The following is a 14,848-nucleotide window of genomic DNA, read 5'->3' as shown; positions in this document are numbered from 1 at the left end:
GTTGATCGCTGCCCTGTCGACTGTCGCTGCGTCGCTCTTTGCTCTGCCCATACTGTCGTGTTGGAGCGTCTACGTAAAAAATTTACTAATATTTGAGTAAATATTTCACGATTGTTTCGCTGGGTCGACAGCCTCTTTTCTCTCACTGCGGAACGACAGCTATGACGCTCCATCCGGCTGTCGTGGTGTTTCCAGCGTTCACCGAGGCAGAGTATACCGGCGAGGCAAGCGAGGTCGAGCCGTGGCTCGACCGCTACGTGTTCGACCGCGAGCTCGACGTCGCTGGCGTCGACCACCCGATCTACCACGCGACCGACGCTGGGCTGACTCTCGCGCCGACCGGCATCGGCAAAAGCGCCGCGGCCACAACCGTCAGCGCGCTTGCGGCGGGCGACGACGTTGCGCTCGACGAGGCAACACTCCTCACCGTCGGGATCGCCGGTTGTCGACCCGCCGCCGGAACCCTTGGTTCGGTATTCGTCGCCGACCGGGTGGTCGACTGGGACATCAAACTCCGGATCGGCGAGACGACGGGGCGGATGCAGTGGCTCACCGGCGAGTACGTCTGGCAGCTCGACGAGGGTCTCGTCGACCGCGCGCTAACGGCCGCCCGCGAGGTGCGGCTGGCCGACAGCGACCGCGCAGCCGAGATCCGCCAGCAGTACGACGACAGCCGAACACCCGAAGTCGACGTCGGCACGACCGTCTGCGGCGACGAAGTGTACCACGGCGAGGCCACCGCCGCACAGGTCGACGCGCTCTGCGACTCCTACGGCGTCGACGGGTTCGTCACCACGGAGATGGAGGATGCCGGGACCGCCACGGCGCTCGAACGGTTCGGCCTGCTCGATCAGTATATAAACATCCGCGCAGCAGCCAACTTCGACCGGGAGCCAGCGGGCGGCGATCCAACCACGAGCATCGAGGCCGACGTGTTCGATCTCGGCATCGAAAACGCGGTTCGCGTGGGGACAGCTGTCGTCGACGATCTCGTCGACTGATTGGCGCTACTCGCCTTTTTAAAACTGGTCGCTACTCGCCGTTCTCGATGGCGTAGGTCGCACCGTCGGCGTCGACCGTTACACCGGCTGCACAGACCGCGTGTTCGTAGTCGGCCTTATAAACTTCTGCCGCAGCACCGGCGGCATCCGACGCTTTCAGTTCGTGGGCTGTCGGGCTGTTCTCCTCGTAGGTCGCCACGAGCGTTGGCTCCGTGACTCGTTTGACGAGCAGCGCGTCGTGGCGCACAGTGCCGATATACGCTTCGTCGGTGGCGACAACACCGGCGATCCGGGGGGTGTTGTAGTCGTCTTTCTCGTAGTCGAGTGCGAGCAGGCTCGCCGCCAGCGCGTCCCGTGGCGGGTAGCCGAGGTCCAGCTTTTCGGCGATGGGGTCGACATGGGAGCCGTTGCCGACGACCGCAACCTCGCCGTCAGTCGCTGGTCCGTCGACCGTTCGCACGCAGTTGTAGCCGACGTATGGGTTGTCGGTTTCGGGTGCGTCGGACGTTGGACCGACGGTTAGCAGGCCGTCCCGGTCGGTAATCTGGCGGTTCGGGAACGAGCGCGACGAGACGCGGTAGGCACCGAGTCCCGGGCCGACGACGATGAAGCGTCCGATGTACATACAGAGTGGTGGCTCGCTGTCGACCTAATAGATGGTGATTCGGTCGAGCCGTGTGCCATCGAGCCGTGGGTCGGCGACACAGTCGACTGTCGAACCGACACGGTTTTGTAAACTCACCCGCTTCCTTCGAGTGCGCGAAGTTCCATGGGGTAGTGGCCAATCCTGTTGCCTTCTGGGGGCAACGACCCAGGTTCGAATCCTGGTGGAACTATACTCCGTCTTTTCCGTCGAATTCACTACACCTAACAGCTTTCCAGTCGAAACACGGGGGTTCAAAAATCGAGTGTGATTGCTACTGTTCGACCGCCAGCAGCGCGACTCGTTCGAGGACAATCGACTCGATATCCCCGTCGACAACTCCCACCTCTGGGTCGCCAATATCGAAGAACGTTGTGAGGGTCTCCCTATCGCCCCACTCGACGGGGTCGGTCGACCCAAGCAACTCCTCGACTGCAACTACTCCGGCAGCCTCATCGCCGCCATCCACAACGCCAACGACCGCCATCGATCCCTCAGAGACCCCCATTTCGAGTGCCCGATTGATCTGTCGGCGGCCTGCCGCATACAACAGGAGTTCGACCGCTGGCTCGCGGGCAATCGTCGTCCCGCGGTCGACTGCCCGACCCGCTAACTCGGCGGCCCGCCGCAGGTGTTGCTCCCCAGCCACGTAGTCGGCATCGAACAACTGGATGGTCGACTCTGTCTCCTCGCTAATCTGTCCGATCTCATTTAAAAAGCTATCTAGGTCCTGGATCTCGGTGCGTCCGTCGACGAGCTTCATTTATACACTCCTGTCATCAGAAATCACCCAAACTCGACTGGTCGCCGCTGTGTTCGTCGCCCGAGTCACTCTCCCTGTCTTCTCGCGCCACTGCCGCGGTCTCGGTTTCGACCTCGTCGACGCCATCCAGCGACGGGTCCTCTCGGCCGACGTTTTCGAGAATCGTTTCGGTGGTTTTCCGTCGACCCCGAAGCGCGCCCAACACAACGCCTTTCTCCGTGTTCCGGAGATCGGCTCGGCTCTCGATTCCGGCCTCGAAGAGCCGTCTGGCACGTTTTCGGCCGACGTTCCGAACGCCCGCGAGATCAAGCAGTTCCTCGCGGACACCGTACTCGATCCGCTTTTTGGCCTCGCGAACCGCAATCGTCGACGAAAACTCCAGCGTCCCGGCCAGCTGCTCGGCCGCACCCAGCAGCCAGTCGGCGGTCTCGACCTTCCCGCGAATATCTCCCGGCCCGACACCGTAGCGCTCGGTAATCCGGTCTTCGTCGACCTCGCTGGCCCAGTCGTCGAGCAGTTTGGCCGTTTTGAGCGCCGATAGCCAGTCTTCGAACGCCACGTCCTCGTACTCCGAGGGCATCCGACCCAAGAACTCCGCTTCGTGTTCGTAGCAGATTTCGGTGTACGTCTCTCGGTCCCCTGATTTCAGGTAGAGTTCGTACATATCCGGCGTCCGACTCACGAGGTGGTAGAGCCCCAACGGGGTCGGTCGCGCTGGGGGTTGTGTCTCGTCGACGTCGGATTCGGCTTCTGTCTCCGTTGTCTCATCCTCCGTTTCGTCTCCAACGAGATCACTCGCCGAGACGAACCCGTCGGTCTCGACTTTTTCGGGCTCGGCGGCGGGTCGCTCTCGGTGGCTCTCGCCCGTCGACTGCTCATCCTTGCCACGATCCTCCTCGGCGTACCGGAGGCCATCGATAATCTCGGCGGCGCTCATCGGATCGAGATACAGCCGCGAGACCGTGTGGCCGATGTTCGTCGCCCGGATCGTCTCGTCCTCTCGTTCGATGAAGTCGTTGGCTTCCAGATAGTCCAAGACGGTGTCGGTCACCGTCGACAGTCGACCATCGTCACCGGTCTGGGTCGCATACAGGGTCGCATCTAGGAACTCAAGTAGCCCCTCGCGGCTGTTGGCAAAGCCCGAAGAGATCGTCGCCAGGAGGTGGGTCCGGAGGGCTGGCTCGGCGGCCAGCTTTGATCGTACTGGCTCGGGGTCGGCCCAGACGTATCGCTCGAACAGTTCGTCCATCGTGTCGGCATCCTTCGATAATAGCACCGCCTCGCCGTAGGGATCGAGTCCGGGTCGACCTGCCCGGCCACACATCTGATGAATCTCCAAGACATCAAGTGGTTTCATCCCGCCGAACTCGCCGTCGTAGCGCCGCCAGTCCCGGATGATCACCCGTCGACTCGGCGTATTCACCCCCGCCGCTAGCGTCGGCGTCGCACAGATCACCTTTAACAAGCGGTCCCGAAACGCATCTTCCACGAGGCTCCGATGCTCCGACGCTAGCCCTGCGTGGTGGAACGCCGAACCATTCTCGACGCAGTCGGCTAAATCGTCACTCGTTTCGGTGTCGGAGACGCTTCGAATCTCCTCGGCGAGGTCCTGAAGTTCGGCTTTCTCGTCGTCGTCCAGTCGACGCTCGACGACTCCTCCTTGTCGTTTGGCCGCCGATTCGGCGTTCCGCCGGGAGTTGACGAAGACGAGCGTCGACCCGCCCTCATCCAGTGTGTCCCCAACGAGGGCTTCGGTCTGTCGCTGGCTTCGGTCGACTGGGACCTCGCGCTGACTGCCGTCGTCGAAGTTGATCGCGTTGCCGAAATGGACCCCCATGCGGAGGTCGATGGGTCGCCACTCCGAGTGGACCAGTTCCGCGTCGAGCCAGTCGGCGATCTCTCCGGCGTTGCCGACGGTCGCAGAGAGGGCGACCACCTGTAGCCCCGGATTAATACGCCGGAGCTTTGCGAGTGTGACTTCGAGGGTCGGCCCCCGATTGCGGTCGTCGACGAGGTGGACTTCGTCGGCCACGACACACGACAGTTGGTCGATCCAGCCCGCATTGTTTCGCACGAGGGAGTCGACCTTTTCGCTCGTCGCGACGATGATATCTCGACTCGCCAGCCACTCCTCGCTGGACTCGTAGTTGCCAGTGGAGACGCCCACGGAGATGCCGTACTCCTCCCAGCGCTCGAACTCGGTTTTCTTCTCGCTGGCCAGCGCCCGCAGCGGGACGATGTAGAGGGCCTTCCCACCGCGCTGGATCGCCGACAGCATGGCCAACTCGGCGATAAGGGTCTTGCCGCTGGCGGTCGGCACCGAGGCGACGAGACTCTCGCCCTTGGTGAGGCCTGCCTCGACGGCCTCGGCCTGCGGCGGGTACAGCGACTCGATGCCCTCGCCTGCGAGTTGGTCGTCGACCCCCGGCGGCAACTCGGGGATCTCGGCTGGCTTCATTAGCCTGTGTTGGCTGCTGTTGGGGTTTAAATTTCCGGACCTGCCCGGCTCCTGCGAACCATCGTAGACACAATTATATCATCTTAATTTGACACTATGGTATGGATCGAGCGAAGCTCGTCGTCTATCTGTTCGGCCTATATGGGCTGGTCACGATTGGGGAGGCTATCAGGCTCGCGTTGATGGCTGGCTTCGAGCCGCAGCTGTCGGTACTTTTCGCTGGTGGTTTCCTGATCAGTGGTGTTACCGTTCGAACCATTTATCAGGGCTGCTACGACGAGTTCGCGCTCTTTCGGCAGCGTGCTCTGGCCTTTTGGGCAGTCGCTGTCGGTGTTACGGGATATGTTGCGGGTGTCCTGCTACAGTTTCTTTGATCGTGGCTTGGCCCTCGCAGCAGTATCAAAACTACCATGCCCTCTCGCTCCCCAGCAACAGCTACAAGGTGGATTTCGTGAGCAAAAAACAGGAGTATACCGACGACTATCGAGACAAGACGCTGTACATCCCCGGCCCGACCGAAGTCCGCGAGGACGTAATCGAGGAGATGGCCCAACCGATGTTCGGCCACCGGATGGACCGGATGACCGACCTCTATACCACGATTGTCGAGGACACCAAGGAGTTCCTCGGCACCGAGAACAACGTCATCATCCTCACGGGCTCGGGCACCGAGTTCTGGGAGGCTTCGACGCTCAACCTCGTCGACGAGAATATCCTCGTCCCGACCTGCGGGAGCTTCAGTGAGCGCCACGCCAACGTCGCCGAACGACTCGGCAAGAACGTCGACCGACTCGAATACGAGTGGGGCGAGGCTGTCAAACCCGAAGACATCCGCGAGGAACTCGAAACCAGCGACAAACACTACGACGTCGTCGCTTGCGTCATGAACGAGAGTTCAACCGGCATCCGCAACCCTGTCGAGGAGATCGGTGACGTTGTCGACGAGTATCCGGACACCTACTTTGTGGTCGACGCGGTGTCCTGCTTGGGTGGCGACTACGTCGACATCGACGAGCATGGGATCGACGTGATCTTCGCCTCAACCCAGAAGGCCTTCGCCATGCCGCCGGGACTGGCGGTCTGTGTCGTCAGCGACGAGGCCTACGAGCGAGAACTCGCCAAGGACGAAGCCTCGTGGTACGGTGGCTTCCAGCGCTGTCTCGACTACTACGACCGGAAGGGCCAGACCCATTCGACGCCCGCGATCCCGATCATGCTGGCCTACCGCAAGCAGATGAAATACATGCTCGACGAGACCCACGAAGGTCGCGCCGAGCGCCACACCGAAATGGCCGAATACGTCCAAGACTGGGCCGACGAACACTTCGCCATGTTCCCTGAGGAGGGCTACGAGTCGAAGACGGTCGCCTGCATCGAGAATACGCAGGGGATCGACGTCGCCGAAACCATCGAGACGATCAACGAGGAGTACGATATGGCCTTCTCGAACGGCTACGGCTCCCAGCTCGGCGAAAAGACGTTCCGCATCGGCCACATGGGCGAACACGACGTCGAGTCGATCAAAGAGCTGACCGACGCCATCGAAGACGTCGCCGACTTATAAACCGGGTTTATAAACGGCGTTCAATGGAGTGCTGTGTCGACGGGTGGATTTCTGTATTCGTTTTCATATGCAAGACTGCGAGCACGTTTGCGACACTCCAGACTGTCGACCGGACTGAATAGCCAGCAGTTACCGCAGTTACCGACCCAGTATGTCGTCTGCCGCCTTCTCAGCAATCATGGTCGTCGGGGCGTCCGTGTTCCCGCTGGTAATCGTTGGCATGATTGAGGCATCGACGACACGGAGTCCATCGAGCCCGTGGACAGAGAGCCGGTCGTCGACGACCGCCATCTCATCGTCACCCATCTTGCAGGTGCCGACAGGGTGGTAGAGCGTCTCCGCGGTCTCACGGATATGCTCGATCAGTTGCTCGTCGGACTGGACATCGGCTCCCGGTGAGACCTCCTGTCCTCGGTAGTCGTCGAACGGCTCGGCGGCCAGGATCTCACGGACCAGTTTGAGTCCGTCGAGCAGGATCTCCAGATCATCTCCCTCGGTGAGGTACTGCGGGTCGATGATCGGCTCCTCTAGGGGATCTGCCGACCGGAGGGCGACTCGACCACGGCTCTCCGGCCGAAGGCAGAGCGCGCCAAGCCAGAAGCCATGCCCGTCGGGATTGTCGAACCCGTGGTTGACGGAGTAGGAGGGGCCGAAGTGGAACTGGATCTCGGGCCGGTCGACCCCGTCCGAGACCGACGTGAAGCCGCCAGCTTCCGCGACATTCGAGGTCAATGGCCCCCGTTTCAACACCAAATATTTCAGCAGGTTCCACAGCGAGTCCGCATCTTCGAGTGTGACCGGCTTCTCGCAGGCGTAGTTGATCTTTGCCTGCAGATGATCTTGGAGGTTCTGGCCAACACCCGGCAGATCGTGGACGACCGAAATATCGTGGTCTGTGAGGTGATCTGCGGGCCCAACGCCCGACAGCATGAGCAACTGCGGTGAGTTGATCGCACCCGCCGAGAGGATCACCTCCCCGGCGTCGACTGATTCGGTCGACCCGGTTCCATCCTGAACGTAGTCGACCCCGACTGCCTGTCGACCGTCGAACCTGACGCGGGTCACCTGCGCACCGGTCGTGGCAGTCAGGGTTGGCCGATCCAAAACCGGTTTGAGGTAGCCATCGGCGGCACTGTGTCGTTTGCCGTCCTTTTGGGTCACCTGATAGAGGCCGACGCCCGACTGATCGCCGGCGTTGAAATCGTCATTCCGGGCCAATCCGACTGCCTGTCCCGCTTCGATGAACGCCTCGCTGAGTTCGTTTGGCGACTGCAGGTCGGCCACGTTCCGTGGCCCGCCGGTGCCGTGGTGCTCCGAGGAGCCGCGTTCGTTGTGTTCGGCCCGCTTGAAGTAGGGGAGAACGTCTTCGTAGGCCCAGCCGTCGTTTCCGAGGTCGGCCCAGTGGTCGTAATCCGCCGGCTGGCCGCGAGCATAGATCATCGCGTTGATCGAACTCGACCCCCCGAGGGTCTTCCCGCGTGGCCAGTAGCATTCCCGGTCGTTCAATTCTGTCTGCGGTTCGGTGTCGTACGCCCAGTCGACATCGGACTTGAATAGTTCCGAGTACCCCGCGGGAATACCGATCTCGTTTTTCTCATCCGGTTTGCCTGCCTCCAAGAGCAACACGCTCTCGCCGTCAGCCGAGAGCCGATTTGCGAGCACACAGCCCGCCGACCCCGCGCCAACGATGATGTAATCGTAGCCCCGCCCACCCTGATTTGACATGATAATATATTATCGAAAACAACGGGTTAAATCCCACAGTATCGCCGGGAAGAACGGACAGGTGGCGGGTAAGTGGCCAACCAGCGGTTGCGCGGTCCGTTCGTTGTGTAATCTGATAATTTAAGTATGACTACCATGGCTCTAGGGACGAATGCCGTCTCAGTCGCCCAACGAGTTCGTCATTACGTCGTCAGTACGGACGGAGATCGTGCTTCGGGCCGCCGAGAACACGACGTCGACCGACGCACTGCTGTCCGGAATCGATGCGAGCGACTCCGCGGTCTACGACGCGCTGTCGACGCTCAGAGACCGCGGGCTGATCACCGAGTGCAGCAGGGGGTGGGAACTCACCGCTCACGGACATCTTGTCGCCGACAGTGTCTCGGCCTGGCAGTATTCGGAGGAGTTCCTCTCGACGGACCCGAGGTTCTGGAAGAACCATCGGATCACGGTCATTCCAGCGCGGTTCCGTCGACGACTCCCGGAGATAAGCGAGTATGAGATCGTCCGCGATGGCCCACAAGATCCCAACCGCTCCGAGGATGTCGCCATTAGCCTGCTCGACTCGGCCGACCACTGTGAGCTTACGACACCGTACTACTCACGTCGACATCAGGAGGCCATCCCGACACACCCCGAGACGCGCTTGCTGGTAACCCGGGAGGCAATCGATGTCAGCATCCAGCGGTACAAGGATGGTCACCGCGAAGAGTTGAACCAGTTAGAGCCATCGAGCATCCGACTGACGGACTGCCAGTTCGCGTCGGTCGTCACCGATAAGGCACTGAAATTCGAGCTGCCGAGGCTGAGCGAGGGACCGACGAACCGACACGATGGGGAGCGAACAACCGAGCCGTCCGACCACGGCTCGGTCACTGACACCACCGCCATATTTGTCTCAGAGACCGATTCAGCGGTCCAGTTTGGCCGTGACCTGTTTGACGAGTTGTGGGCGGACTCGGACCCTCTCGACCCGTATGTAGAACGCCAGTTTCCCGAACTGTGGGAGTGACAGCCGACGTACTCGTGGGGGTATCGCTCCCACCGTCGGCTGCAACTTCTGACGGTGAAGATCATGTTGACATCTGTTGATACATAAACGCGACAATGAGCAACCGCTCTGTCGACCCCGTCCGGGCTATCTGTCTGTGGCTCTCGGCGCTCTGATTCGTCCGTCGACTGCTCGGGCTCGGGCTCGCGCTGCTGTGGCAGCGACACCGTCGCGGTCGTCCCAGTCGACTGGCTCTCGAAGGAGAGCTCGCCACCAAGGACGCGGACGCCCCAGTAGACGATCCAAAGGCTGACGCCGCTGCCGTGTTCGAGCGGGTTCTCCGAGCCGTTCCGGAGCGGGGCTAACTCCGATTCGGGAATCCCAGTTCCGTTGTCCCGAATGGAGATCTCGATGGCCTCGCGTTCGACTGTGGCTCTTCGGACGGCAATCTCGATAGCGGGTGTCGGACTCTCGTTGTGGGTCAGCGTACTCTCGGCGAGCGTTTTGATGACGAGCACGAACAGCGACGGGTCCGTCCGGATCGTCCCGAGTTCGGTCGCGTCCGCACTGATTTCGACCGCCGTCTCCGGGGCGGTCGATTCGATATCGGTCCGAATCTCGTCGAGTAGCTGCTGGAGACTGATCTCGGTACATTGAGTGGGAGGACTGTGAAAAATGACGTCAGCGGGGGATTTGCAAGCAATGGAGGGCAAGGCAACACCATCGGTGGAAATTCGACCGGTGATGTTTCCTTATCTGTAAAAGAAACCTCAACATGAATGAAGCAGCTAGCTAATAGATTAGGGAGTGATAGCTGCGTCCGGTTGCACTCAAATCGCAATCGGAGCCTCGTCAAAAACTGCAGCCATGATTTTCCGTTCTCCGAGTCGGAGATGCTGATGAAACGTTGGTGGCGCGATATCCAGCGTCTCCGCGATCTCTTTGCCGGAGGTCTGTCGCGGCCACTCGAAGTAGCCCGCTGCCTGTGCGGTTCGGAGGACGGTTAACTGTCGATCAGTGAGGCTTTCGATGACCGTTTGGAGTTTCGAGTCGACTGGTTGTGGGGACGATATCTGTCGACGAGCAAGCAGTTCTACGTTCGGGAACCTGTCGCGGATGACATCCATCATCCGATGTACATCGTCTCCGGGAGGGAGATGCACAGTGAGATAGCAGCCGCCGTTGGTAAGCACGATATCCGTCGTCGACCAGCCGTGGGCTGCAAGCTGTGAGACCAGACTCGGCCGCCGCAGATGGAGTTCGATTCGGACGGTATCCTGCTCTTTACCGACAACCGTGAGCCGAATATCGTCTCGCTTGTCGACTGCTGTTTCGACGGCTTCGAGGTCGTCTTCGGACACCGTTCCATACATCATGCAGTCGTCATCGGAGCCACTGACTGTCTGTGTGACTGTGACAGTCCAGTCGGCCGATCTGCCTCCCGGCTCGGTAATGAAGTTCGGGATCTGTAGCTCGACTTCGATCAGTTCGTCGCTGATGAGTGCCTGTTTTCGCTCGGTCGCGACAATCGCGTGGCCGACAATCGCTCCAAGCTGTGTACTGATCGCCTGTTCGTCGGTTCCAAACGCATTCGGTCGGTTCGTGTACAGACAGACGACACTGTACACAGTTTCCTCGTGTGTGATCGGCACAGCGGCAACTGAGCGATAGCTCTCCGTAGGCTGGGAGCCGTACTGCTGACCGAAACTGCGGTGTTCCTGCTTGTTGTCTGCCGTCTGTATCTCTCCGGTCCGGATCGCCTCCTTCACGATCTGTGTGTCGACGACAGCATCACTCTCTATCAGCGGTGAGTCAGCAATAATCTCCTCATAGGCTCCCGCTTTGGTTGTGATCTCGACCGACTCGTCTCTCGGGTCGACTCTGCCGAGCCACGCACAGACAAACACATCAGTGTCGACAAGCGCCCGACAGGCTGCCTGTTCGATGCCCGCCCGTGTCGACTGTTCGATCACGTCATGTGTGAGGGTCCGAATCGCCGTATTGAGCTGGTTGAGTGCTTCGAGCTGATCGTGCTGCTGTTCGAGCCGGTGTTGTTTACGTTTGTATTCGGTGATGTCAAAATGGCCAACAACGGCGTATCTGCCGTTGTCGACGGTAAATGAAACAGCGATAAGCAGAAACCACTGCTGTTGGACTGGCGAGTGACAGGGATATTCGAGGGTAAACATCTCCCGCGTTCCGTCCAAGAGTTCGCTGAGTCCACGACCGGTTTGTTCACCAGTGTTCGTCGACGACTGGCTACAGATCTCAAGATAGTTAGCACCGACAGTATCCGACTGGATGTTGTTTTGGGACCCGTACTCCTGCCATGGTTGATTCGTTTGTAAAATCGTCCCGTCGTCGTCCAAAATGGCAATATGTATCGGTAACGTATCTAACGAATTTTTGATGAGCTGTTCGGTGGAAGGCACACAAATATATTCTCTATAAGACATATAAAACTAGCAGTTCTACACACTGACATTTAAATTTATGATTGATTGTTTGTGATGTGTGTTGGATTATATTTATATTGGGTTATTATTCTGACTGAATCTCTCTAATTTCATAGTAACTATTCAAAAACAATCTCACTCATATTATTCCGTACGACAGCGTCTCCAGATGGAGGCAACCCGTTGGCCTTCCCTGAACTCGGGGGACGCTCTCGTACACACAGGACGCAAGGTGAACGTCGACGCTTCGCCCAACCCACTACTCCAACACGACTTTGTGGTCCACGCTCCTACACGAAGGTATGAAAATCGAGTTCGACCGCGACACCTGTATCGGGATGTACCAATGCGTTGCAGAGTGGGACGCTTTTGAAAAGAACCTCGACGCCGGAAAGGCCGACCTCGTCGACAGCGAGGAAGTCGACGACGACCTGTTCGTCCTTGAGGTACCGAACGGCGAAGAGTTCGACGCCGAGTTCGCCGCTCGATCCTGTCCAGTCGACGCGATCCGACTGTACGACGACGACGGCGAGCAGGTCGTCTGAGTACCGAACGCTTTTGCAGCCGGTTGTTGTCTAAATTGACATGAATCGGTCGACTCGATTTGTGAGTTCGCTGCTGTTCGCTGCTGGTGTCACCGGCGGTGTGGCCACACAAAACCAGTCGGTCGTTCTCCTCGTTGGTATCTTCGGAATCTACACGCTGGCTACCGCTCTCACGCTCCGGTATCCAGCCCTCCTCTGGAGTCGTAAGCAGGACGGCGGACTGGTTTCTGGCGTGCTCGCTGGCGGTATCACGTTCGGGACCATTTCACTGGCCCAAGGCGTCGGTCCGGGTGTTCATCTCGGTGCTGGTGTGTTGGGCGTCGGTCTCGTAGCGTTCGGCGTGTCGACCGGTCTTTGGCTGGTCGAAAGCGGCGAAATCGAACTTCAGTCGGACGACCCCAATCCGACTGATTCTGCGACTACCGCCGCTGTCGACTCGAAATAACCCAGTAGCTCATGGGAGATCCTCTCACAGTTTGTCGACGCGATCAGACTCTACGATGACGACGGTGAACTGGTCTCTTAAAAGGCTGTATTCGGGTTAGTTGACTGCTTTCGACAGTTCAGCTCCGGCTTTGAATTTCACGACGTTCCTACCAGCCCTCTGAACCCCTTTGCCAGTCTGGGGGTTGCGTCCAGTCCGAGCGGACCGTTTCGAAATACTGAACGAACCGAAGCCGATCAGCGAGAGCCGGTCGCCCTTTTTGAGTGCCTTCGTGGTTGCATTGCTGAACCCCTCGAGGGCCCGTTTCGCGTCTGCGGTCGTCACACGGGCCTCACGCGCCAGTTGGTCGACATCGATCTGTGAGTCTTCGTTTCGGTTTGTCTCTCCTCGTCCATTGAGTCGACGCTCGTCGCCCGCGCCCGGAATGAGATCCAGTGCGGCAGTGAGTTCGTCACTGGGCTCGAACACCACGACGTTCTTTGTGGCGACCTGAATTTCTTTGCCAGTCTGGGGATTGCGTCCCGTCCGGGCAGACCGCTTCGAAATACTGAACGAACCGAAGCCGATCAGTGAGAGCCGGTCGCCCTTTTTGAGTGCCTTCGTTGTCGCATTAGTAAATGCGCCTAGGACCCGTTTTGCCGCTTCGTTCGTGAGACCGGCCTCGGAAGCCATCGCTTCGATCAACTCCGCTTTGTTCATCGCTGCGACGGAGCCTGTTGCGATTGGGAGTCCCACCCCGAGGAGTGCCGAGACGACAGCCCCCTTCCGGAGCACGGTTCGGCGTGAGATGTCGACTCGATGGGTGGGATCTTGATTCATAGACGGCTATATTACGCTATATAAGTATAAGTACTTTTATTATAATAGTGTTAAAATAATATATAAAAACAGACACGATATGTAAAAATAGATGCTTGATGGCTACTGCTCTCCTGTAAGAGCCACGCGTTGTTAGCTCGACTGCTCGATTGCTTGGGCGAGGTCGTCGACGATGTCCTGTGGATCTTCAATGCCGACCGACAAGCGAACCAGATCGTTCGTCACGCCCGCCGAGAGTTTCTCCTCCTCGCTCAACTGCTGGTGGGTCGTTGAGGCCGGATGGATAATCAGCGTTTTTGCGTCGCCGACGTTGGCAAGCAGCGAGGCGAGTTCGGTCGACTCGACAGTCCCCCGTGCGGCCTCGTAGTCGCCCTCCAAGCCGAAGGTGATCATCCCGCCGTAGCCGCCGTCGAGATACTTGCTGGCCTCTTCGTGTGTCTCGTGGCTTTCGAGGCCGGGGTAGTTGACCCACGAGACGTCGTCGTGGGCTTCCAAGAATTCCGCAACGACCTGTGCATTCTCGCAGTGGCGATCCATCCGCATCGGCAGCGTTTCGAGCTTCTGGAGCGTGACCCACGCGTCAAACGGCGACTGCTGATTCCCGAGATCACGAAGCCCTCGCGCAATTCCGGCGTAGGTAAATGCGGCATCCCCGAACGTCTCGGCAAAATTGATCCCATGATACGCTGGGTTATCCGCGCCGATTTCGGGATAGTCGTCGGCATGCTCGGCCCAGTCGAAGGAGCCACCGTCGATCAGTGCGCCGCCAACTGTCGACCCCGCGCCGTGAATCCATTTGGTGGTCGACTCCCAGACGAGATCTGCACCATGCTCAAGCGGTCGACAGAGCGCAGGTGTGGCGAAGGTGTTGTCGACGAACAGCGGCGTATCGTGTTCGTGAGCGATCTCGGCGATGCGTTCGATATCCGGCGTCACAAGTGCTGGATTCCCAATCGTTTCGAAATGAACGTAGGCGGTGTCGTCGTCGATGGCCTCCTCGTAGGCGTCGTAGTCGAGGGTGTCGACGAACCGGGTCTCGATGCCGCGGCGCTCGACGGTGTGGGTGAGGTAGGTGTAGGTCCCGCCGTACAGCGAAGAGGCCGAGACGATGTTGTCGCCAGCCGACGCCAGCAGGAACGTCGCCACGTCGAAGGCGGCCATCCCGGAGGCGGTAGCAACCGCACCGACACCACCCTCCAGTGAGGCCAGTCGCTCCTGAAGACTCCCCACTGTGGGGTTCATCAGCCGTGAATAGATGTGGCCCGGCTTTTCGAGGGCGAACTGCGCGGCGGCGTCCTCCGCGTCGTCGAACACATACGACGTGGTCTGATAGATCGGTGGCGCACGCGATCCCGTTGCTGGGTCGGGACTGGTTCCGGCGTGAAGGCTTCGGGTGTCGAATCGACGATTGTCCTCGGACATATCACTACGTGAGTTC

14 protein-coding genes, 1 tRNA gene and 1 pseudogene are annotated in these 14,848 nt (G+C 59.4%); 8 read left to right on the top strand and 8 right to left on the bottom strand.

Annotated elements, in window-relative coordinates; genetic code table 11:
* The first annotated feature begins 161 nt into the window (after window positions 1–161).
* Complete coding sequence (locus HALTADL_RS09285; protein WP_089670575.1) at window positions 162–1,001, top strand: nucleoside phosphorylase-I family protein; 840 nt, start codon at window positions 162–164, stop codon at window positions 999–1,001.
* A 31-nt stretch (window positions 1,002–1,032) separates the two neighbouring features.
* Here HALTADL_RS09285 and HALTADL_RS09280 read toward each other — a convergent pair whose 3' ends face one another.
* The gene (locus HALTADL_RS09280) at window positions 1,033–1,626 is read right to left on the bottom strand and encodes an IMP cyclohydrolase (protein WP_089670576.1); all 594 of its coding nucleotides are present in this window, start codon (window positions 1,624–1,626) and stop codon (window positions 1,033–1,035) included.
* A gap of 138 nt (window positions 1,627–1,764) precedes the next feature.
* Here HALTADL_RS09280 and HALTADL_RS09275 point away from each other — a divergent pair.
* Window positions 1,765–1,837 (top strand) — tRNA-Gln (locus tag HALTADL_RS09275).
* A gap of 81 nt (window positions 1,838–1,918) precedes the next feature.
* Here the strand turns inward: HALTADL_RS09275 and cgi121 are convergent.
* Both cgi121 and HALTADL_RS09265 read right to left on the bottom strand, forming a co-directional pair.
* Window positions 1,919–2,407 (bottom strand): KEOPS complex subunit Cgi121, encoded by a 489-nt coding sequence (gene cgi121, locus HALTADL_RS09270; RefSeq protein WP_089670577.1) that lies wholly within the window; start codon window positions 2,405–2,407, stop codon window positions 1,919–1,921.
* A 16-nt stretch (window positions 2,408–2,423) separates the two neighbouring features.
* Window positions 2,424–4,865, bottom strand: coding sequence for an ATP-dependent DNA helicase (locus tag HALTADL_RS09265; RefSeq protein ID WP_089670578.1), 2,442 nt, complete (start codon window positions 4,863–4,865; stop codon window positions 2,424–2,426).
* A gap of 101 nt (window positions 4,866–4,966) precedes the next feature.
* Between HALTADL_RS09265 and HALTADL_RS09260 the strand changes: the two genes are divergently transcribed.
* Together HALTADL_RS09260 and HALTADL_RS09255 are read left to right on the top strand one after the other, a co-directional pair.
* Window positions 4,967–5,239: a hypothetical protein gene (locus tag HALTADL_RS09260; protein ID WP_089670579.1), complete on the top strand. Its 273-nt coding sequence runs from the start codon at window positions 4,967–4,969 to the stop codon at window positions 5,237–5,239.
* Between the two features lie 77 nt (window positions 5,240–5,316).
* Complete coding sequence (locus HALTADL_RS09255) at window positions 5,317–6,429, top strand: pyridoxal-phosphate-dependent aminotransferase family protein (protein ID WP_089670767.1); 1,113 nt, start codon at window positions 5,317–5,319, stop codon at window positions 6,427–6,429.
* Between the two features lie 138 nt (window positions 6,430–6,567).
* Here HALTADL_RS09255 and HALTADL_RS09250 read toward each other — a convergent pair whose 3' ends face one another.
* Window positions 6,568–8,154: a GMC family oxidoreductase gene (locus HALTADL_RS09250; RefSeq protein ID WP_089670580.1), complete on the bottom strand. Its 1,587-nt coding sequence runs from the start codon at window positions 8,152–8,154 to the stop codon at window positions 6,568–6,570.
* A gap of 151 nt (window positions 8,155–8,305) precedes the next feature.
* Between HALTADL_RS09250 and HALTADL_RS17755 the strand changes: the two genes are divergently transcribed.
* The gene (locus HALTADL_RS17755; protein ID WP_245708314.1) at window positions 8,306–9,166 is read left to right on the top strand and encodes a helix-turn-helix transcriptional regulator; all 861 of its coding nucleotides are present in this window, start codon (window positions 8,306–8,308) and stop codon (window positions 9,164–9,166) included.
* Window positions 9,167–9,414: 248 nt separating this feature from the next.
* On the opposite strand, the pseudogene HALTADL_RS18035 reads toward HALTADL_RS17755, so the two are convergent.
* Window positions 9,415–9,663 (bottom strand): annotated as a pseudogene (locus HALTADL_RS18035) (ATP-binding protein); the annotation flags it as partial.
* On the opposite strand from HALTADL_RS18035, the gene HALTADL_RS17750 reads away from it, so the two are divergent.
* Window positions 9,622–9,774, top strand: coding sequence for a hypothetical protein (locus tag HALTADL_RS17750; RefSeq protein ID WP_245708316.1), 153 nt, complete (start codon window positions 9,622–9,624; stop codon window positions 9,772–9,774). The pseudogene HALTADL_RS18035 and the gene HALTADL_RS17750 sit on opposite strands and share 42 nt — an antisense overlap.
* Window positions 9,775–9,975: 201 nt before the next feature.
* Here HALTADL_RS17750 and HALTADL_RS09235 read toward each other — a convergent pair whose 3' ends face one another.
* Complete coding sequence (locus HALTADL_RS09235; protein ID WP_162551707.1) at window positions 9,976–11,577, bottom strand: bacterio-opsin activator domain-containing protein; 1,602 nt, start codon at window positions 11,575–11,577, stop codon at window positions 9,976–9,978.
* A gap of 326 nt (window positions 11,578–11,903) precedes the next feature.
* Between HALTADL_RS09235 and HALTADL_RS09230 the strand changes: the two genes are divergently transcribed.
* Both HALTADL_RS09230 and HALTADL_RS09225 read left to right on the top strand, forming a co-directional pair.
* Window positions 11,904–12,146: a ferredoxin gene (locus HALTADL_RS09230; protein WP_089670584.1), complete on the top strand. Its 243-nt coding sequence runs from the start codon at window positions 11,904–11,906 to the stop codon at window positions 12,144–12,146.
* Between the two features lie 40 nt (window positions 12,147–12,186).
* On the top strand, window positions 12,187–12,591 hold the full coding sequence (locus HALTADL_RS09225; protein WP_089670585.1) for a hypothetical protein: 405 nt from the start codon (window positions 12,187–12,189) through the stop codon (window positions 12,589–12,591).
* A gap of 96 nt (window positions 12,592–12,687) precedes the next feature.
* Here HALTADL_RS09225 and HALTADL_RS18030 read toward each other — a convergent pair whose 3' ends face one another.
* Both HALTADL_RS18030 and HALTADL_RS09215 read right to left on the bottom strand, forming a co-directional pair.
* Window positions 12,688–13,410, bottom strand: a complete 723-nt coding sequence (locus HALTADL_RS18030; RefSeq protein WP_218143630.1) for an HU family DNA-binding protein — start codon at window positions 13,408–13,410, stop codon at window positions 12,688–12,690.
* 132 nt (window positions 13,411–13,542) lie between these two features.
* Window positions 13,543–14,832, bottom strand: a complete 1,290-nt coding sequence (locus HALTADL_RS09215; protein ID WP_089670586.1) for an O-acetylhomoserine aminocarboxypropyltransferase/cysteine synthase family protein — start codon at window positions 14,830–14,832, stop codon at window positions 13,543–13,545.
* Window positions 14,833–14,848: the final 16 nt, after the last annotated feature.

Source organism: Halohasta litchfieldiae (assembly GCF_002788215.1).
Classification (GTDB): Archaea; Halobacteriota; Halobacteria; order Halobacteriales; family Haloferacaceae; genus Halohasta; species Halohasta litchfieldiae.
This window is presented reverse-complemented; position numbering and strand designations above follow the sequence as displayed.